The sequence below is a fragment of the Geobacillus sp. JS12 genome (assembly GCF_001592395.1).
Taxonomy (GTDB): domain Bacteria; phylum Bacillota; class Bacilli; order Bacillales; family Anoxybacillaceae; genus Geobacillus; species Geobacillus zalihae.
Genome location: NZ_CP014749.1, coordinates 617037 through 635419 on the forward strand (window position 1 = coordinate 617037; position 18383 = coordinate 635419).

Below are 18383 nucleotides of genomic sequence, written 5' to 3' on the forward strand. Positions count from 1 at the left end.
AGGGATGAACGCGATGGAACGATGGTTTAATGTCGGAAAAATTGTCAATACGCACGGCATTCGCGGCGAAGTGCGCGTCATTTCGCGCACCGACTTTCCTGAAGAACGGTATAAAAAAGGAAACAAGCTGTACATTTTCCGCGAACGGGACACGGAACCGATTGAAGTCACGGTGAAAAGCCACCGCGTCCATAAATCGTTTGACTTGTTGTCGTTTGAAGGCTATGACAGCATCAACGATGTGGAACGGTTTAAGGGAGCGATGCTGAAGGTGCCGGAAAGCCAGCTCGGCGAACTCGCGGAAGGGGAATATTATTTCCATGAGATCATCGGCTGCACTGTCGTGACAGAAGGCGGGGAGACCATCGGCGCGGTAAAGGAAATTTTGACTCCAGGGGCGAACGACGTCTGGGTCGTCCGGCGCGAAGACGGATCGGAAGCGCTCATTCCGTACATTGACGAGGTCGTTTTGCACGTCGATCCGGAGCGGAAAACGATCATCATCCGGCCGATGGAAGGGCTGCTCGAGTGATGCGGATCGATATTTTAACGTTGTTTCCCGGCATGTTTTCCGGGGTGTTGAGCGAGTCGATTTTAAAGAAGGCGCAAGAAAAAGGGGCCGTCGACATCCGCCTTATTGATTTTCGCGAGTTTGCCGACAACAAGCATAAAACGGTCGACGATTATCCGTATGGCGGCGGCGCCGGCATGGTGCTCAAGCCGCAGCCGATTTTTGACGCGGTGGAACACGTGACGGCTGGATCGCCTGGCGCCCGCATCATTTTGCTTTGCCCGCAGGGCGAGCGCTACACGCAAAAAAAGGCGGAAGAGCTGGCGAAAGAAACGCATTTGGTGCTCATTTGCGGCCATTACGAAGGGTATGACGAACGCATCCGCCAATATTTAGCAACCGATGAAATTTCGATCGGCGACTATATTTTAACAGGCGGGGAACTCGGCGCCATGGTCATTGTCGACAGCGTCGTCCGTCTTCTCCCCGGGGTGCTCGGCAATGAGGCGTCGCCGGTCGATGACTCGTTCAGCTCCGGGCTGCTTGAGTATCCGCAATACACAAGACCGGCCGATTTCCGCGGCATGAAAGTGCCGGATATTCTGCTTTCTGGCAACCATCAGCTCATCGCCGAGTGGCGCGAGAAGGAATCGCTCCGGCGCACGTTTTTGCGCCGTCCGGACTTGCTCGATGAATATCCGCTTACAGACAAGCAAAAGCAATGGCTGAAAGAGTGGGAAAAGGAGCGCGAATAGCTATTGCCTGAGTCAACCGTTTATGCTATCATGTCTTTTGTGTGACCTTAAGCGATTGGCTTGAGGACGGAAAACGATGTTCCGCTGCAATGAAGAGATCATTGGCATGAACATCTGTGGAAGGGGTGGATCATGATGCATCATTTAATCCAAGAGATTACGAAAGAACAACTGCGGACGGATTTGCCGGATTTCCGCCCGGGCGACACGGTGCGCGTTCATGTGAAAGTCGTCGAAGGCAACCGCGAACGCATCCAAGTGTTTGAAGGGGTCGTCATTAAACGGCGCGGAGCGGGCATCAGCGAAACGTTCACGGTCCGCAAAGTGTCCTATGGCGTCGGCGTTGAGCGCACATTCCCGGTGCATACGCCGAAAATCGCCAAGCTGGAAGTCATCCGCCGCGGGAAAGTCCGCCGCGCGAAATTGTACTACTTGCGTGAACTTCGCGGCAAAGCGGCGCGCATCAAGGAAAATACGAACGCAGCGCAATAATGGACAACGGTGGATCACAGCGGAAAAGGAGCTTGCTTTCAAGCTCCTTTTTTCACTACCGCCAATGATGATTACGGTCGTGATCCACGACTGCAAACTTTGATTTAGGTGGGTGGACAATGGAACAGAAAAAAAGCGAATGGCGCGAATGGATGAAAGCGATCGTCGTTGCCGTCTTGCTCGCCGGGGGCATCCGCTACTTTATTTTCGCTCCGATCATCGTCGACGGTTATTCGATGATGCCGACATTACATAACCATGAGCGGATGATCGTCAATAAACTGGCGTATAAAATCGGCATGCCGCACCGTTTCGATATCATTGTTTTTCACGCTGAAGAAGGGAGAGACTATATTAAGCGAGTCATCGGCCTGCCGGGCGACCGAATTGAATACAAAAATGATACGCTCTATATCAATGGCAAGCCGTATGAAGAGCCGTATTTGGACGAGTATAAAAAGCAGTTGTCCGACGGCGGTCCACTGACGGAATCGTTCACTTTGGAGGAACTGACCGGGCGAAGCACGGTGCCGCCGGGGCATTTGTTTGTCATGGGCGACAATCGCCGTTTCAGCAAAGACAGCCGCCATATCGGCTTCATTCCGATGTCAAAAGTCGTTGGCAAGGCGAATCTTGTGTATTGGCCGCTTTCTGACGCCCGGATTGTGAAATAAACGAGGCAGGTGATGCCAATGACAGTGATTCAATGGTTCCCCGGCCATATGGCGAAGGCCAAGCGGGAAGTGCAAGAAAAATTAAAGTTGATCGACGTAGCGTTTGAGCTGCTTGACGCCCGTGTGCCGATGTCCTCGCGCAACCCGATGATCGACGAGATTCTCGGACAAAAGCCGCGCCTCATTTTGCTCAATAAGGCTGATATGGCCGATGAGGCGGTGACCGAACAGTGGATCCGCTATTTCCACGATCAAGGGCGGCTGGCTTTGCCCATCGATGCTCAAAGCGGAATAGGAGTCCGGCAAATCGCGGCGGCAGCGAAAGAGATGGTGAAAGACAAATTCGAGAAAATGCGGGCGAAAGGGATTAAAAACCCGCGCCCGGTTCGGGCGCTCATCGTCGGCATCCCGAACGTCGGCAAGTCGACGCTGATCAACCGGCTCGCCGGCCGCCATATCGCGAAAACCGGCGACAAGCCGGGGGTGACGAAAGCCCAGCAATGGATTAAAGTCGGCAAAGAAATGGAGCTGCTTGATACCCCAGGCATCCTATGGCCGAAATTTGAGGATGAGGACGTGGGCTACAAGTTGGCGGTAACCGGGGCCATTAAGGACGAAATTTTAAACTTGCAGGATGTCGCCATCTATGCGCTCCGCTTTTTGTCGACCCACTATCCCAACCGGCTTGCGGAGCGCTACGGCCTTGATGACATTCCGGATGACATTGTCGCCTTGTTTGACGCCATCGGAAGGCGGCGCGGCTGCTTGACGTCAGGCGGCGCTGTTGACTACGATAAAGTGGCTGACATCGTTTTGTATGACATCCGCACGGAAAAATTAGGCCGCTTAAGCTTTGAAACGCCCGCTTCACGGACGTAGCGCGTCCGGCGGGCGTTTTTTGCCGGCGGCGCTTTACGGTCGGCCAAACAGAGCCGATAGTATAAGTAGAAGAGGGAGAGGAGCATGAAGCGGTATACGGTGAAAGACATTGAAGCGCTGCTTCCGAAGCTTGGCGCGGACGACCCGCGCTGGGAGATGCTGCGGCAGGATGAGCGAAAAAGCGTGCAGGCGCTTCTTGCCCGTTTTGAAAGGCAGAAAGCGCGCCGGCACGCCATCGAGCAGCGGTGGGAAGAACTGATGCGTTATGAGCGGGAACTATACGCCGCTGGCGTTAGACGGATCGCCGGCATTGATGAGGCCGGGCGCGGCCCGCTGGCCGGCCCGGTCGTCGCCGCCGCGGTCATCTTGCCGAAAGACGCCTATTTGCCGGGGCTTGACGACTCGAAGCGGCTGACGCCGGAAAAGCGCGAGGCATTGTTTGCGCAAATTGAAGCGTGCGCCGTCGCCATCGGCATCGGCATCGTCAGCGCGGCGGAGATCGATGAAAGGAATATTTACGAAGCGACAAGGCAAGCGATGGCGAAAGCGGTGAACGCCCTTTTCCCGCCGCCTGAACATTTGCTTGTTGATGCGATGGCGGTGCCGTGCCCACTGCCGCAACAGCGCCTCATAAAAGGAGACGCCAACAGCGCTTCGATCGCTGCTGCGTCGGTCATCGCCAAAGTGACGCGCGACCGGTGGATGAAAGAACTGGATCGCCGCTATCCACAATACGGGTTCGCCCGCCATATGGGCTACGGGACGCCGGAGCATCTCGAGGCGATCCGCCGTTACGGCGTTACGCCTGAGCACCGTCGTTCGTTCGCACCGGTGAGGGAGGTGCTCGAGGCGAGCGAGCAGCTCTAGAAGAAGGGATGGGACGAAATGGTCGAGCGCATGGAGCGGACGATGCCAACGACCGCTGTCCGCGACGCGACATCCAGCCGGCGGTTTCAGCCGGGGCAGGCCGTCGTCGGCCGAGTGGAGCGGGTCGAGGAGATGGAAACCGAGGAGCGGGCGGCGCTCGTCCGCGCTGGCGGACAGCTTGTGCGCGCCCGTTTGGAGGCGCCGCTTGCCGTCGGACGTTTGTATTTGTTTGAAATTCACGAACGACAAGGAACAATTTATTGGAAAGCCATTCCCCTTTCCGAACCGGCGTCTGCTCCGTCAGGTGAAGAGGCGGTGCGCCGGTGGCAAAAAGCGTGGAAACTGCCGGATGCGGCGCTGCCGGTGCTCCGCCAAGCGCTGAAAGCTGGCGCGGCTGCAACGAAAGAGGAAATTGCCGCACTGACTGAAGCGGTGAAAGAGACCGGCCAGCCGGACGCGGCCGAAGACGTGCTCGCCCATTTGTTTCGCCGCCGGCTGCCGTTCTCTTCAGCCGTGTTTCGCGCGCTATGGGCAGCCAAAACCGGGGTGTCGCTCGCTGAGGGTTTGGGGAAACTGAAAGCGGCCATTGCCGCCCTTTCCGCCCATCCGGCGGCGCTTGAGCTCATCCGGGCGATGGAGAAGTTTCTTTCACCGCCGCTGTCCGCTTACGAGGCGGCCGTGCGTTTGTTGCTGTCAGGGGAGGAAGAGGCCGAAACGGCCCGCGCGCTTCTTGCCCGCCTTGGGCTCGCCCCGTTGCCGGAGAACCGCCGCTTGGCGCTTCGGGAGGCGATGCAATGCCGCCGGTTTGCCGATATCATTCGGCAGCTCGGCTTGACGGACGAGGAGGCGTTTTTGGAACGGTGGGCCGCTCTCGATGCTGCCTATCAAAGCGGAGCGCTGCCCGCCGCGGAAGCGAAGTTGTGGGCGGCCGCTCGAGCGACGAGAGATCCGGCGCTGTCGCTGTTTTGCTGGCTGAGGCGAGCGGCCGTGCGGCTTGGGCTTGAGGATGAGGCGGAGCTCGTCCGTGTCGGGAAAATCGAGGATTTGCCTTCCGCCCCGTCGTTGAAACGGCTGCTTCTTCGCTTTCTTCATGAATCGGGGAGCGAAGGGGCCAAGAGGGCGGCCGAAGCGATTCTCGACCAGCTCGATGGCATGGCCATCGCTGCTGGCGGCGATGGGCTCATTGAGCACGTATGGATTTCGTTTCCATTGCCGCTTGGCGGCCGTAGCAGCGATTTTGCTGTGTGCTGGCAAGGAAGGAGGAAACAAGGCGGGACGCTTGATGCCGATTACAGCCGCATTGTTTGTTGCCTGACGCTTGAAGAGCTGGGAGAGGTGATCGTTGATATGCGCGTGCAACGACGGATCGTCCACATCTCCATTTTTCACGATGATCCGCGGTTGGCGGTTGCTGCCGCGCGGCTGGCTCCGCTTGTCAAAGAGCGGTTTCAGGCGCACGGCTATGCGCTTTCAGGCATTGATGTAAAGGCAACGCGTTCCGCCCCTCCTCCACCTTCCGTTTTTCTGTTTGCCGACAGTTGCAGCGAGGTGGATTGCCAAGCATGAACGAGGAGCGGAAAAAAGCAGTCGCCTTGTCTTACGATGCGGCACTTGACGCAGCTCCGATCGTCAAGGCGAAAGGGGTTGGCAAGGTCGCCGAAGCGATCATCGCCGCCGCCCGCGAGCACGGCGTGCCGATTCGCCAAGATCCGACGCTTGTTGAGCTGCTGGGGAAAGTGGAGATCAACGAAACGATCCCGGAGGAGCTGTACGCCTTAGTGGCTGAATTGTTCGCGTTTTTGTATCAGCTTGATCAGGAAGCGAAAGGAGAAAGAGCGGGGAAGGAGTGATGTTTCCGTTTCCCGCTTTCGTAATTTTGCGGCGAAACGGTGGACAAGCGCAAAATGTTAGGTATAAAATGAAAGCGCTAAGACTTTTTTGATTTTATACATAGGAGGTTGGCGCATGAACATTCATGAATACCAAGCAAAAGAAATTTTGCGAAGCTACGGTGTGAGCGTGCCGAACGGCCGCGTCGCGTTCACGGTGGATGAAGCGGTCGAAGCGGCGAAAGAGCTCGGCGCGCCGGTGTGTGTCGTCAAAGCGCAAATCCATGCCGGCGGGCGCGGCAAAGCGGGCGGGGTGAAAGTGGCAAAAAGCCTCGAGGAAGTCCGTACGTACGCCAGCGAATTGCTCGGCAAAGTGCTCGTCACCCATCAAACCGGCCCGGAAGGAAAAGAAGTGAAACGGCTGTTGATTGAAGAAGGGTGCGACATCCAAAAAGAATACTACATCGGCCTTGTCGTCGACCGCGCCACCTCGCGCGTCGTGTTAATGGGGTCGGAAGAAGGCGGAACGGAAATCGAAGAAGTGGCGGCGAAAACGCCGGAGAAAATTTTTAAAGAATACATCGATCCAGCCGTCGGGCTTCAAGCGTTCCAAGCGCGCCGATTGGCTTTCAACATCAACATTCCGAAGCATCTCGTCAACCAAGCGGTCAAATTTATGATGGGCTTGTACCAAGTGTTTGTCGATAAAGACTGCTCGATCGCCGAAATCAACCCGCTTGTCGTCACCGGCGACGGCAAAGTGATGGCGCTTGATGCGAAGCTGAATTTCGATTCAAACGCCTTATACCGCCATCCGGACATCCTTGAATACCGCGACTTGGATGAAGAAGACCCGAAAGAAGTCGAAGCGTCGAAATACGACTTGAACTACATCGCTCTTGACGGCAACATCGGCTGCATGGTCAACGGCGCCGGCTTGGCGATGGCGACAATGGACATCATCAAATATTACGGAGGCGAGCCGGCCAACTTCCTCGATGTCGGCGGCGGCGCCAGCGAGGAAAAAGTAAGGGAAGCGTTCAAAATCATTTTGTCCGACCCGAACGTCAAAGGCATTTTCGTCAACATTTTCGGCGGCATTATGAAATGCGATGTCATCGCGAGCGGCATCGTCGCGGCGACGAAGCAAGTCGGTTTGACGCTTCCGCTTGTCGTCCGACTTGAAGGAACGAACGTTGAGCTTGGGAAAAAGATTTTGCAAGAGTCGGGCTTAAACATTATTGCGGCCGAATCGATGGCGGACGGAGCACAAAAAATCGTCGAGCTAGTACGTTAAGAAAGCGAGGGAGACACGTGAGCGTTTTTGTCAATAAAGATACGAAAGTGATCGTACAAGGGATTACCGGTTCGCAAGGGCTGTTCCATACAAAGCAGATGATCGAGTACGGGACGAACATCGTCGGCGGCGTCACGCCGGGCAAAGGCGGCACGGAAGTCGAAGGCGTGCCGGTGTTTGACACCGTTTCCGAAGCGGTCGAAAAAACAGGCGCGAACGCCTCGGTCATTTACGTTCCGCCGGCCTTCGCTGCGGATGCCATCATGGAAGCGGTCGACGCGGGACTCGACCTTGTTGTTTGCATCACCGAAGGCATTCCGGTGCTTGATATGGTGAAAGTGAAACGGTACATGGAGGGCAAAAAGACGCGCCTCATCGGCCCGAACTGCCCGGGCGTCATTACGCCGGAAGAGTGCAAAATCGGCATTATGCCGGGCTACATCCATAAAAAAGGACATGTCGGCATTGTTTCCCGTTCCGGCACGCTGACGTACGAAGCCGTTCACCAACTGACGCAAGCCGGCATCGGCCAGTCGACGGCGGTCGGCATCGGCGGCGACCCGGTCAACGGCACAAACTTCATCGATGTGTTGAAGGCGTTTAATGAAGACGAAGAAACGTACGCGGTCATTATGATCGGCGAAATCGGCGGCACGGCGGAAGAAGAAGCGGCCGAATGGGTGAAAGCGAACATGACGAAACCGGTCGTCGGCTTTATCGGCGGGCAAACGGCGCCTCCGGGCAAACGGATGGGCCATGCGGGCGCGATCATTTCCGGCGGCAAAGGCACGGCCGCAGAGAAAATCAAAAAAATGACCGAATGCGGCATTAAAGTGGCGGAAACGCCGGCCGTGATCGGCGAAACGCTCATTTCTGTGCTGAAAGAACGCGGCTTGTACGAAAAATGCAAAACGCACTAATGGTTTGGCCCCGCACGTTGCCGTGCGGGGTGTTGCATATCATGTCTATAGATGCAATTTGAAGCTTTCCCATTTGCCGCTTTTACAGAGCAATTGGATCGGCTGTCGGGCGACCGAACAACGCCGCTTAAAGACCCATGTATGGGTCTGTGAAGCGGGTGGCTGTTCGGTCTTCCGTCACGCCAAGGCGTGACGGGGAAGCCTGCGGCTTGCCTCCGACAGTCGAAAAAATAGACAGGCGACTTTTCCGTCAAGGATATGTTAAACGTTTTCGTTGCACCGATCGATCCATGCTGAAGGTGAAAAAAGAAAGGGGATCAGTATGTACGATACGGTCCGCGACCGACTTATCCATCTCCATCATTGCCGCGGGGCAGGATGGAAGACGATTTATTCCTTGCTGAAGGTTGATCCGACGCTCACCGCTCCATTTTCTCTGCCTCCTCATGATCTCCGCCCGCTCGTTCCGCTTTCCGACGCTCAATGGACCGCTTTTTTCCATGATTTGCATTCCATCGATGTGCAACGTGTGATAAAAACATATATGGACCGGTGCATTCATGTGGTCACCGTGTTTGATCATGACTATCCGCCGTTGCTTCGGCATATTTATGCCCCGCCGTGGGTGCTGTATGCAAAGGGGGCCCCCGCTTTGCTTCAGGAGCGGAAACTGATCAGCATCGTCGGCACGAGGCGGCCGACGAAAGAAGGAATCGAAGCGTTGAACAAATTGGTGCCGCCGCTTGTTGCCGCCGGCTTTACGATCGTCAGCGGGCTCGCGTTTGGGATTGACGTGTGCGCCCACCAACTCGCCGTCCAGCATGGCGGGTCGACGATCGCCGTCATCGCTGGGGGACTTGACCACATTTATCCGAAAGAACATCGACCGTTCGCCGCCCTGCTGATGAACGAACAGTTGGTCATCGCTGAGCATCCGCCGGCAACGCGCCCACAGGCATGGCAGTTTCCCGCGCGCAATCGCATCATCAGCGGGCTGTCGCTCGGCACGCTTGTCGTGCAGGCGAAGCGAAAAAGCGGTTCGCTCATTACCGCCGCGTATGCGCTTGAGCAAGGGCGGGAAGTGTTCGCCGTCCCCGGCCCGATCGGTTTGGCGGAATCCGCTGGGCCGAATACGCTCATTCAGCACGGGGCAAAACTAGTGCAAGAAGCGGCGGACATTTTGGATGAATTCCCGTACGTGTAATGCACATGTTTGACAAATGCGGCAATAATCATTAATAATAATGAAGATTTCAATTTACCTCCTAGGGGTGGAAGATGGATGTCAGACTACTTAGTTATCGTCGAATCGCCAACGAAAGCGAAGACGATCGAACGATACTTGGGAAAAAAATATACAGTCAAAGCGTCGATGGGCCACGTCCGCGATTTGCCAAAAAGCCAAATGGGCGTTGATATAGACCACGGCTACGAGCCGAAATACATTACGATCCGCGGCAAAGGCCAGGTGATCAAAGAGTTGAAAACGGCGGCGAAAAAAGCGAAAAAAGTGTTTCTTGCCGCCGACCCCGATCGCGAAGGAGAGGCGATTGCCTGGCATTTGGCCCACATGCTCGATCTGGACATTCACTCTGATTGCCGCGTTGTCTTTCATGAGATCACGAAGGATGCGATTCAGCAATCGTTTCAAAAGCCGCGCGCGATCAATATGAATCTTGTTGACGCCCAGCAGGCGCGGCGCGTGCTCGACCGCCTCGTCGGCTATAACATCAGCCCGCTCTTATGGAAAAAGGTGAAAAAAGGATTAAGCGCCGGCCGCGTCCAATCGGTGGCGCTGCGCCTCATCATCGATCGGGAACGAGAAATTCGCGAATTTCAGCCGGAAGAATATTGGACGATTCAAGCGAAGTTTCAAAAAGAAGGAGAGACGTTTGCCGCCTCGTTTTACAGTATTGACGGACAAAAGCGCGATTTAAAGACGGAGGCGGATGTGAAAGCCGTGCTGGATCGCTTAAACGGAACGGCATTTGCGGTGAAAACGGTGACAAAACGAGAGCGCAAGCGCAGCCCCGTGCCGCCGTTTACGACGTCGTCGCTTCAGCAGGAAGCGGCGCGCAAACTGAATTTCCGGACGAAAAAGACGATGATGATCGCCCAGCAGCTGTACGAAGGAATCGATCTTGGCAGCGAAGGGACGGTCGGTTTGATCACGTATATGCGCACCGATTCAACGCGCGTCGCCGAGACGGCGCAGCAAGAGGCGGCGGCATATATCGAGGCGACGTTCGGCGCTATGTATGTCAACCAGGAAAAGCGGAAAGAGAAGAAAAGCACGAACGCCCAAGACGCCCATGAAGCGATCCGCCCGACATCGGCATTTCGCGATCCGGACAAAGTGAAACCGTATTTGACGCGCGACCAGTTTCGGTTGTATAAACTCATTTGGGAACGGTTTATCGCCAGCCAGATGGCGGCCGCCGTGCTTGACACCATGAGCGTCGAGTTGGAAAACAACGGTGTCGTGTTCCGCGCCAGCGGCTCGAAGGTGAAATTTCCAGGGTTTATGAAAGTGTATATTGAAGGAACGGACGATCAAACGGAAGAGCAGGACCGTATCCTCCCGGATTTGGAAGAAGAGGAAACAGTTGAGAGCGAAACGATCGAATCGAAGCAGCACTTTACGCAGCCGCCGCCGCGCTACACGGAAGCCCGCCTCGTCAAAACGTTGGAGGAACTCGGCATCGGCCGCCCGTCGACGTATGCCCCGACGCTTGATACGATCCAAAAACGCAACTATGTCGTCCTTGAGAACAAGCGGTTTGTCCCGACCGAGCTCGGCGAAATCGTTGTCGAGCTGATGCTCGAATTTTTCCCGGAAATTATCGATGTCGAGTTTACGGCGAAAATGGAAAAAGAATTGGACGAAATTGAAGAAGGGAAAGTGGAATGGATCAAAGTCGTCGACGAGTTTTACCGCGAATTTGAAAAACGGTTGAAAGTGGCGGAAAAAGAAATGCGCGCAGTTGAGATTAAGGATGAGCCGGCCGGCATTGACTGCGAGGTGTGCGGCAGTCCGATGGTGTACAAAATGGGCCGTTTCGGCAAGTTTATCGCCTGCTCGAATTTTCCGGAATGCCGCCATACGAAGCCGATTGTCAAAGAAATCGGCGTCAAGTGCCCGAAATGCCGCGAGGGCAACATCGTCGAGCGCAGCACGAAAAGAAAGCGGGTGTTTTACGGCTGCGACCGTTTCCCGGATTGCGACTTCGTCTCGTGGGATAAACCGCTCGCCCGCCCGTGTCCGAAATGCGCGGGGCTGCTTGTGGAGAAAGAGCTGAAAAAAGGTGTGCAAGTGCAATGCACGGCGTGCGACTATGAAGAGCGGCTAGAAGCTTGAAAAGGCATCGGATACAATTCAGAATTTTATAAAAAAACAGTTGCGTTCATGCGGATGAATATGGTACGATGTAGTAGCCGTTGCGGGGTGAGGCGATGGAGAATTCGAAACTTGCGTTACAATTATTCATGGAATATTTACAAATCGAGAAAAATTATTCACAATATACTATTGTGTGTTACCGGCGTGACATTGAGCAGTTTTTCCGGTTTATGGATGAGGAAGGAATCGGCGCGCTCAATGAAGTGTCCTACAGCGACGTTCGTTTATATTTGACGAAACTATACGAGCAACAGTTGGCCAGCCGTTCGGTCGCCCGCAAAATTTCGAGTCTGCGCAGCTTTTACAAGTTTTTGTTGCGCGAAGGGCGGGCGGCCGAAAATCCGTTTGCGCTCGCGACACTGCCGAAAAAAGAGCAAAAAATTCCTAATTTTTTATACCCAAAAGAATTAGAAGCATTGTTTCTTGTCAATGATGAAAATACGGCCCTAGGCCAGCGCAATGCGGCGCTGCTTGAGTTGTTGTACGCGACTGGCGCTCGGGTTAGTGAATGTTGTCACATACAGCTGTCTGATGTCGATTTTGTTGCGGAAACCGTGCTCATTCACGGCAAAGGAAACAAGCAGCGCTACGTTCCGTTCGGCCGTCCGGCCCGCGAAGCGCTTGAACGGTATATCCATAGGGGCCGACGCGAACTGACAAGAAAGCTGCCGGCGGACCACCGCTATTTATTTGTCAACGCCCGAGGCAATCCGCTCACGCCTCGGGGAGTGCGCCATATTTTGGATCGGATTGTCGAAGCCGCTGCGCTGACGCAAAACATCAGCCCGCACGTGCTTCGGCATACGTTTGCGACTCATTTGCTCAACGAAGGGGCCGATCTCCGTTCGATGCAGGAACTGCTCGGTCATGCGCATTTGTCATCGACGCAAGTGTATACACATGTAACGAAAGACCGGCTGCGGCATATTTATTTGCAGGCGCATCCGCGGGCGTAACCCGCAGGCAAGGAGGGGAAATGATGGGAGCCTTTCATGCGACGACAATTTTTGCCATCCGCCATAACGGCGCAGCGGCGATGGCTGGCGACGGCCAAGTGACGTTCGGCAACGCCGTCGTGATGAAGCATACGGCGAAAAAAGTGCGGCGCCTGTTTCAAGGCAAAGTGCTCGCCGGCTTTGCCGGCTCCGTCGCTGACGCGTTTACGCTGTTTGAAATGTTTGAAGGCAAGCTCGAACAATGGAATGGCAACTTGCCGCGCGCGGCGGTTGAGCTGGCGAAAGAGTGGCGGAGCGATAAAGTGTTGCGCCGCCTCGAGGCGATGCTCATTGTTATGGACAAACAGCATTTGTTGCTTGTCTCCGGCACGGGCGAAGTGATTGAGCCGGATGATGGCATGCTTGCCATCGGCTCGGGCGGTCAGTATGCGTTGGCTGCTGGGCGTGCGTTGAAGAAGTACGCCGGCGGCTCGATGACCGCGAAAGAGATTGCCAAGGCGGCGCTCGAGATCGCCGCTGACATTTGCGTTTATACGAACGGCCATATTATTGTTGAAGAGCTGTAAAAAGGAGGAGGCCGATGATGGCGGAAACGTTGACTCCACGGCAGATTGTCGAAAAGCTCGATCAGTTCATCGTCGGGCAAAAAGAGGCAAAAAAGGCGGTGGCGATCGCGCTTCGCAACCGGTACCGCCGCAGTTTGCTCGATGAAAAATTGCGCGATGAAGTGATGCCGAAAAACATTTTAATGATCGGCCCGACCGGGGTCGGGAAGACGGAGATCGCCCGCCGGCTCGCCAAACTCGTCGGCGCCCCGTTCATCAAAGTCGAAGCGACGAAATTCACCGAAGTCGGTTATGTCGGGCGCGACGTCGAATCGATGGTGCGCGATTTGGTGGAAACGTCAGTTCGGATTGTGAAAGAACGAAAAATGAACGAAGTGAAAGACAGGGCTGAACAGCAGGCGAACAAGCGGCTTGTTGAACTGCTCGTTCCGGGCAAGCCAAAGCAGACAATCAAAAATCCGCTTGAGCTGCTGTTTGGCGGCCAAGGAGCCCAAGCGGACAACAGCTACAGCCATGAGGATGAACAGGTGGAACAAAAGCGGCGCCAAGTTGCTTGGCAGCTGGCAAACGGGCAGTTGGAAAACGAGATGGTGACGATTGAAATCGAGGAACAGACGCCGTTATGGTTTGACTTTTTGCAAGGGGCAGGCATTGAGCAGATGGGGATGAACATGCAGGACGCCTTGAGCAGCCTCATGCCGAAGCGGCGCAAAAAGCGGCGTCTCAAAGTGAGTGAAGCGCGCAAAGTGCTCATCAACGAGGAAGCGCAAAAGCTGATCGACATGGATGAAGTGACGCAAGAGGCCGTCCGCCTGGCTGAGCAGTCCGGCATCATTTTTATCGATGAAATCGACAAAATCGCCCGCAGCGGAGCGGTGTCCGGCTCGGCCGACGTCTCGCGCGAAGGGGTGCAGCGCGACATTTTGCCAATTGTCGAAGGGTCGACCGTCATGACGAAGTACGGACCGGTGAAAACAGACCATATTTTATTCATCGCCGCCGGCGCGTTCCATATGGCGAAGCCGTCGGATTTGATCCCTGAGCTGCAAGGCCGTTTCCCGATCCGCGTCGAGCTTGCGAAACTTTCGGTCGACGATTTCGTAAGAATATTAGTCGAGCCGAATAACGCGCTCATTAAACAATATCAAGCTCTTTTGGCGACAGAAGGTATAAGTCTTGAATTTTCTGACGATGCTATTCGTAAGATTGCCGAGGTGGCGTTTGAAGTAAACCAGACGACCGACAACATCGGTGCGCGCCGGTTGCACACGATTTTGGAAAAACTGCTGGAAGACTTGCTGTTTGAGGCGCCGGACATCGGAATCGACAAGGTCGTCATCACACCGCAATATGTCGAGCAAAAACTCGGCAGCATCGTCAAAAACAAAGATTTAAGCGAGTTTATTTTATGAGGAGGAGATGAAATCCATGAACTTGCTAGAGAAAACGCGGAAAATCAACGCCATGTTGCAAAAGGCGGCCGGGCGGCCGGTCAATTTTAAAGAAATGGCAGAAACGCTTTGCGAAGTGATTGAAGCCAATGTGTTTGTCGTCAGCCGCCGCGGCAAACTGCTTGGATTCGCCATTAAACAATCGATTGAAAACGAACGGATGAAGCGGATGCTGGAGGAGCGCCAGTTTCCGGAAGAATACACGAAAAACTTGTTCAACATTACGGAAACGTCTCCTAATATTGATATTAATAGCGAATATACGGCGTTTCCAGTGGAAAATCGTGACTTGTTCAAAACCGGTTTGACGACGATCGTTCCGATCAACGGCGGAGGCGAGCGGCTCGGCACGCTCATTTTATCGCGCCTTGACCGCGAGTTTGACAATGACGATCTCATTTTGGCTGAATACGGTGCGACGGTCGTCGGCATGGAAATTCTGCGTGAAAAGGCGGAAGAAATTGAAGAGGAAGCGCGCAGCAAGGCGGTCGTGCAAATGGCGATCAGCTCGCTTTCTTACAGCGAACTTGAGGCGATTGAACATATTTTTGAAGAGCTTGACGGAACGGAAGGGCTGCTTGTCGCCAGCAAAATCGCCGACCGCGTCGGCATCACCCGCTCGGTCATTGTCAATGCTCTGCGCAAACTAGAAAGCGCCGGCGTGATCGAATCGCGCTCGCTCGGCATGAAAGGAACGTACATTAAAGTATTGAATGACAAGTTTTTAAGCGAACTGGAAAAATTGAAATCGAGCTGAACGGCGTAGCCGCCTAAGCCCGCTGGGTATTTTGGCCTGGCGGGTTTTTTGTTGTTGGCAAACATCTTTGGCATCGTTTTTCTGTCATGGCATCTTCGAAAAATAGTACCAAGTTCCGTCTATACATTAGGTTTTCTTTCCCGTAAAATGAAAATTAGCAGAAATTGTCGAAAAATAGGAGAAAAGAGGGGATTCCATTGGCGCTCTTTTCAGCGACGATCGGTTGGCTTGAACAAGGGCTTCGCTACGCTGCGCTTCGCCAACAGGCGATCGCCGACAACATCGCCAACGCCGATACGCCGGGCTATAAGGCGAAAGATGTGCGCTTTCAGGCTGAATTGGAACGGGCGTTTCGGCTTGAGGCCAAACGGACGAATCCGAAGCATTTTTCGTTTCCAAACGAACAAAATGGAAAAATCATCGTGACGACGGACACAACGGTGAGTTACAATCATAATGGAAACAGTGTCGATATCGATCAAGAAATGTCAAAACTAGCAGAAAACCAAATTTATTACAATGCCTTAATCGAGCGGCTCAACGGCAAATTTACCACGTTGAAAACCGTGATTAAAGGAGGGAAATAACGGGTGTCTTTGTTTCAAAGTCTAAACATTTCGGCTTCGGCGTTGACCGCCCAACGGTTGCGCATGGACGTGATTGCCTCCAACATCGCTAACGTCGATACGACGCGCGCCCGCCTTGTCAACGGCGAATGGGAGCCGTACCGCCGCAAAATGGTCATCATCGAACCGCAGAGCGGGTCGTTTTCGGGCTATTTGCAGGCTGCGCTCGGCCGTGCCGACGCGGTGGACGGCGGAGTGCGGGTGCGCGAAATTGTCGATGATCCGGCGCCGTTTAAACTCGTCTATGACCCGAATCACCCGGATGCGGGCGCCGACGGCTATGTGCGTCTGCCAAACGTCGACCCGCTGAAAGAAATGGTGGACTTGATCGGGGCGACGCGTTCGTATGAGGCGAACGTTACGGTGTTGAATGCTTCGAAAGGAATGCTCATGAAGGCGCTCGAGATCGGGAAATAGCATGCGAGGGGATAAACGATGATTGATGGAGCAACCCGCATTGGGCTGACGATGTCTTCCGCCGTTTCGCTCCCAGCGAAGCCGGCTGAGGCGCAAAAGCAATTCGCCACATTTTTCAAAGAGGCGCTCAACCGCGTGAACGAAGCGCAAATTCAAGCCGATGCGCTGACGGAAAAGCTCGTTCGCGGGGAGAACGTTCAGTTGCATGATGTGATGATCGCCGCGCAAAAAGCGAGCATCACGTTGCAGCTGACGCTGGAGATCCGCAACAAAGCGATCGAAGCGTATCAGGAAATGATGCGCATGCCATTGTAGCAGCAATGAATCGCAATACATACGGAAGCCGCCGCCATTGTTGCGCTATGGCGGCAGGTATTGGATCATCGGGGGAATTGTATGAGAAGGAAATGGAAAGAGTGGTGGAGCCGCGCTCGCGCGTTTTGGCAGGAACGGACAAAAAAACAGAAATGGCTCGTGCTCACTGCGGCAGCGGCCGTGCTTTTGGCCGTTGGCGTCGGCGTCTTTTTCGCCACAAGGACGGAAATGGTGCCCCTCTACAGCAATTTGTCGCCGCAAGAAGCGGGGCAAATTAAAGCAACGCTTGACCAGCGCGGCGTTCCGGCCGAAGTGGCGGACGGCGGGACGACGATTAAAGTGCCGAAAGAGCAAGTGGACGCGCTGAAAGTCGAGCTCGCTGCTGAAGGCATCCCGAACAGTGGAGTCATTGACTATTCATTTTTCGGCCAAAACGCGAGCTTCGGCATGACGGACAATGAGTTCAATATGGTGAAGCTGAAGGCGATGCAAACGGAACTCGCCAACTTGATCAAGACGATCGACGGCGTCGAGGACGCCAAAGTCATGATCAACCTTCCGCAGCCAAGCGTATTTGTTTCCGATGGAAAAGGTGAAGCCTCGGCTTCGATCGTGCTGAAGACGAAGCCGGGCTATCAATTCAGCGACGAGCAAATTCGGGCCTTGTATCATCTCGTCGCCAAAAGTGTTCCGAATCTCTCTACAGATAATATCGTCATTATGAATCAGTTTTTTGAGTATTATGACCTAAAAAATGATGGGGAAAATTCGACAGGGGCGACATTCGCCTCGCAGCAGCAAATCAAAAAGCAGATCGAGCGCGACATTCAACGCCAAGTGCAGCAACTGCTCGGCACGATGATGGGGCAGGATAAAGTCGTCGTTTCCGTGACGGCGGATGTCGACTTTACGCAGGAGAAACGAGAAGAAAATTTGGTTTCTCCAGTGGACGAGAAAACGAAGCAAGGTATTGCCGTCAGCGTTCAGCGCATTAAAGAGACGTACTCCGGGAGCGGTGCGCCGCCCGGAGGCGCCGCTGGAACGGGCGCGAACGAAGTGCCGGGCTACCAAAACGCAAACGGCGCAACAAACGGCAACTATGAACGAACCGAAGAGACGATCAACAACGAGGTAAACAAAATCAAAAAGCAAATCGTCGAAAGTCCATATAAAATCCGCGACCTAGGCATCCAAGTGATGGTCGAGCCGCCTGACCCTAATGATCCGAACTCGCTGCCGCCCGAGACGGTCAATGATATTCAAAAACTGCTAGGCACAATCGTTCGGACGTCAATTGACAAGAGCGAGGCGCAAACGCTCACGGATCAAGACATCAACAACCGCATCGTCGTTTCGGTGCAAAAATTCAACGGCAAGCCGACATTCACCGAATCAACGCCGGACCGGCCGGTGTGGTGGTGGTATGCGGCCGGTGCAGGAGCGCTGTTGCTCGTCGCCTTGCTGTTGTTCCTCTGGCTGCGACGCCGCCGTGAATATGAAGAAGAAGAGGAGGAGCTCGCATTCGCCCCGCCGCTTCCGGTCGAGCCGGATTTGCCGGAGCCGCCGGAGACGGAGGCAGCGTTGCGCCGTCGACAGCTTGAGCGTCTGGCGAAAGAAAAGCCGGATGAGTTTGCCAAACTATTAAAAACGTGGCTATCGGAAGAGTAGGGG

20 protein-coding genes are annotated in these 18383 nt (G+C 54.5%); all 20 read left to right on the forward strand.

Annotation, left to right across the window (positions count from 1 at the left end; genetic code table 11):
- Positions 1-13 precede the first annotated feature (13 nt).
- The gene (gene rimM / locus A0V43_RS03140; protein WP_013145773.1) at positions 14-532 is read left to right on the forward strand and encodes a ribosome maturation factor RimM; all 519 of its coding nucleotides are present in this window, start codon (positions 14-16) and stop codon (positions 530-532) included.
- Positions 532-1266, forward strand: coding sequence for a tRNA (guanosine(37)-N1)-methyltransferase TrmD (gene trmD, locus A0V43_RS03145; protein ID WP_011230701.1), 735 nt, complete (start codon positions 532-534; stop codon positions 1264-1266). The genes rimM and trmD overlap by 1 nt, the downstream gene beginning before the upstream one ends.
- Before the next feature lie 135 nt (positions 1267-1401).
- The gene (rplS, locus tag A0V43_RS03150; RefSeq protein ID WP_013145772.1) at positions 1402-1758 is read left to right on the forward strand and encodes a 50S ribosomal protein L19; all 357 of its coding nucleotides are present in this window, start codon (positions 1402-1404) and stop codon (positions 1756-1758) included.
- Positions 1759-1877: 119 nt separating this feature from the next.
- Complete coding sequence (gene lepB, locus A0V43_RS03155) at positions 1878-2432, forward strand: signal peptidase I (RefSeq protein WP_013145771.1); 555 nt, start codon at positions 1878-1880, stop codon at positions 2430-2432.
- 12 nt (positions 2433-2444) lie between these two features.
- The gene (gene ylqF, locus A0V43_RS03160; RefSeq protein ID WP_063192360.1) at positions 2445-3311 is read left to right on the forward strand and encodes a ribosome biogenesis GTPase YlqF; all 867 of its coding nucleotides are present in this window, start codon (positions 2445-2447) and stop codon (positions 3309-3311) included.
- 84 nt (positions 3312-3395) lie between these two features.
- Positions 3396-4178 carry a ribonuclease HII gene (locus A0V43_RS03165; RefSeq protein ID WP_063192361.1) on the forward strand — a complete coding sequence of 261 codons (783 nt, stop codon included), beginning with the start codon at positions 3396-3398 and terminating at the stop codon, positions 4176-4178.
- An 18-nt stretch (positions 4179-4196) separates the two neighbouring features.
- The gene (locus A0V43_RS03170) at positions 4197-5744 is read left to right on the forward strand and encodes a hypothetical protein (protein WP_063192362.1); all 1548 of its coding nucleotides are present in this window, start codon (positions 4197-4199) and stop codon (positions 5742-5744) included.
- Positions 5741-6028: an EscU/YscU/HrcU family type III secretion system export apparatus switch protein gene (locus A0V43_RS03175; RefSeq protein WP_033025074.1), complete on the forward strand. Its 288-nt coding sequence runs from the start codon at positions 5741-5743 to the stop codon at positions 6026-6028. Before A0V43_RS03170 ends, A0V43_RS03175 begins: the two co-directional genes overlap by 4 nt.
- 115 nt (positions 6029-6143) lie before the next feature.
- Complete coding sequence (gene sucC / locus A0V43_RS03180) at positions 6144-7304, forward strand: ADP-forming succinate--CoA ligase subunit beta (protein WP_011230708.1); 1161 nt, start codon at positions 6144-6146, stop codon at positions 7302-7304.
- A gap of 17 nt (positions 7305-7321) precedes the next feature.
- Positions 7322-8224 (forward strand): succinate--CoA ligase subunit alpha, encoded by a 903-nt coding sequence (sucD, locus tag A0V43_RS03185; RefSeq protein WP_015374401.1) that lies wholly within the window; start codon positions 7322-7324, stop codon positions 8222-8224.
- 322 nt (positions 8225-8546) lie between these two features.
- Positions 8547-9428 carry a DNA-processing protein DprA gene (gene dprA / locus A0V43_RS03190; RefSeq protein WP_063192363.1) on the forward strand — a complete coding sequence of 294 codons (882 nt, stop codon included), beginning with the start codon at positions 8547-8549 and terminating at the stop codon, positions 9426-9428.
- A 78-nt stretch (positions 9429-9506) separates the two neighbouring features.
- Positions 9507-11582, forward strand: a complete 2076-nt coding sequence (topA, locus tag A0V43_RS03195; protein ID WP_063192364.1) for a type I DNA topoisomerase — start codon at positions 9507-9509, stop codon at positions 11580-11582.
- Between the two features lie 95 nt (positions 11583-11677).
- Complete coding sequence (gene xerC, locus A0V43_RS03200) at positions 11678-12580, forward strand: tyrosine recombinase XerC (protein ID WP_063192365.1); 903 nt, start codon at positions 11678-11680, stop codon at positions 12578-12580.
- Between the two features lie 23 nt (positions 12581-12603).
- Complete coding sequence (gene hslV / locus A0V43_RS03205) at positions 12604-13146, forward strand: ATP-dependent protease subunit HslV (RefSeq protein ID WP_063192366.1); 543 nt, start codon at positions 12604-12606, stop codon at positions 13144-13146.
- A gap of 17 nt (positions 13147-13163) precedes the next feature.
- On the forward strand, positions 13164-14558 hold the full coding sequence (gene hslU, locus A0V43_RS03210; protein WP_015374405.1) for an ATP-dependent protease ATPase subunit HslU: 1395 nt from the start codon (positions 13164-13166) through the stop codon (positions 14556-14558).
- A gap of 16 nt (positions 14559-14574) precedes the next feature.
- Positions 14575-15354, forward strand: coding sequence for a GTP-sensing pleiotropic transcriptional regulator CodY (gene codY / locus A0V43_RS03215; RefSeq protein ID WP_011230715.1), 780 nt, complete (start codon positions 14575-14577; stop codon positions 15352-15354).
- Between the two features lie 197 nt (positions 15355-15551).
- Positions 15552-15941, forward strand: coding sequence for a flagellar basal body rod protein FlgB (gene flgB / locus A0V43_RS03220; protein WP_011230716.1), 390 nt, complete (start codon positions 15552-15554; stop codon positions 15939-15941).
- 3 nt (positions 15942-15944) lie between these two features.
- Positions 15945-16397, forward strand: a complete 453-nt coding sequence (flgC, locus tag A0V43_RS03225) for a flagellar basal body rod protein FlgC (RefSeq protein ID WP_013145762.1) — start codon at positions 15945-15947, stop codon at positions 16395-16397.
- Between the two features lie 18 nt (positions 16398-16415).
- A complete protein-coding gene (gene fliE / locus A0V43_RS03230) occupies positions 16416-16712 on the forward strand; it encodes a flagellar hook-basal body complex protein FliE (protein WP_063192367.1) in 297 nt (98 codons plus the stop codon).
- Between the two features lie 81 nt (positions 16713-16793).
- Positions 16794-18380 (forward strand): flagellar basal-body MS-ring/collar protein FliF, encoded by a 1587-nt coding sequence (fliF, locus tag A0V43_RS03235; protein ID WP_063192368.1) that lies wholly within the window; start codon positions 16794-16796, stop codon positions 18378-18380.
- Positions 18381-18383 lie beyond the last annotated feature (3 nt).

Bases quoted from the DNA above. Each gene is read 5' to 3' on its own strand.
- rimM (WP_013145773.1), top strand. From the start codon at position 14: ATGGAACGATGGTTTAATGTCGGAAAAATTGTCAATACGCACGGCATT.
- trmD (WP_011230701.1), top strand. From the start codon at position 532: ATGCGGATCGATATTTTAACGTTGTTTCCCGGCATGTTTTCCGGGGTG.
- rplS (WP_013145772.1), top strand. From the start codon at position 1,402: ATGCATCATTTAATCCAAGAGATTACGAAAGAACAACTGCGGACGGAT.
- lepB (WP_013145771.1), top strand. From the start codon at position 1,878: ATGGAACAGAAAAAAAGCGAATGGCGCGAATGGATGAAAGCGATCGTC.
- ylqF (WP_063192360.1), top strand. From the start codon at position 2,445: ATGCCAATGACAGTGATTCAATGGTTCCCCGGCCATATGGCGAAGGCC.
- A0V43_RS03165 (WP_063192361.1), top strand. From the start codon at position 3,396: ATGAAGCGGTATACGGTGAAAGACATTGAAGCGCTGCTTCCGAAGCTT.
- A0V43_RS03170 (WP_063192362.1), top strand. From the start codon at position 4,197: ATGGTCGAGCGCATGGAGCGGACGATGCCAACGACCGCTGTCCGCGAC.
- A0V43_RS03175 (WP_033025074.1), top strand. From the start codon at position 5,741: ATGAACGAGGAGCGGAAAAAAGCAGTCGCCTTGTCTTACGATGCGGCA.
- sucC (WP_011230708.1), top strand. From the start codon at position 6,144: ATGAACATTCATGAATACCAAGCAAAAGAAATTTTGCGAAGCTACGGT.
- dprA (WP_063192363.1), top strand. From the start codon at position 8,547: ATGTACGATACGGTCCGCGACCGACTTATCCATCTCCATCATTGCCGC.
- topA (WP_063192364.1), top strand. From the start codon at position 9,507: ATGTCAGACTACTTAGTTATCGTCGAATCGCCAACGAAAGCGAAGACG.
- xerC (WP_063192365.1), top strand. From the start codon at position 11,678: ATGGAGAATTCGAAACTTGCGTTACAATTATTCATGGAATATTTACAA.
- hslV (WP_063192366.1), top strand. From the start codon at position 12,604: ATGGGAGCCTTTCATGCGACGACAATTTTTGCCATCCGCCATAACGGC.
- hslU (WP_015374405.1), top strand. From the start codon at position 13,164: ATGGCGGAAACGTTGACTCCACGGCAGATTGTCGAAAAGCTCGATCAG.
- codY (WP_011230715.1), top strand. From the start codon at position 14,575: ATGAACTTGCTAGAGAAAACGCGGAAAATCAACGCCATGTTGCAAAAG.
- fliE (WP_063192367.1), top strand. From the start codon at position 16,416: ATGATTGATGGAGCAACCCGCATTGGGCTGACGATGTCTTCCGCCGTT.
- fliF (WP_063192368.1), top strand. From the start codon at position 16,794: ATGAGAAGGAAATGGAAAGAGTGGTGGAGCCGCGCTCGCGCGTTTTGG.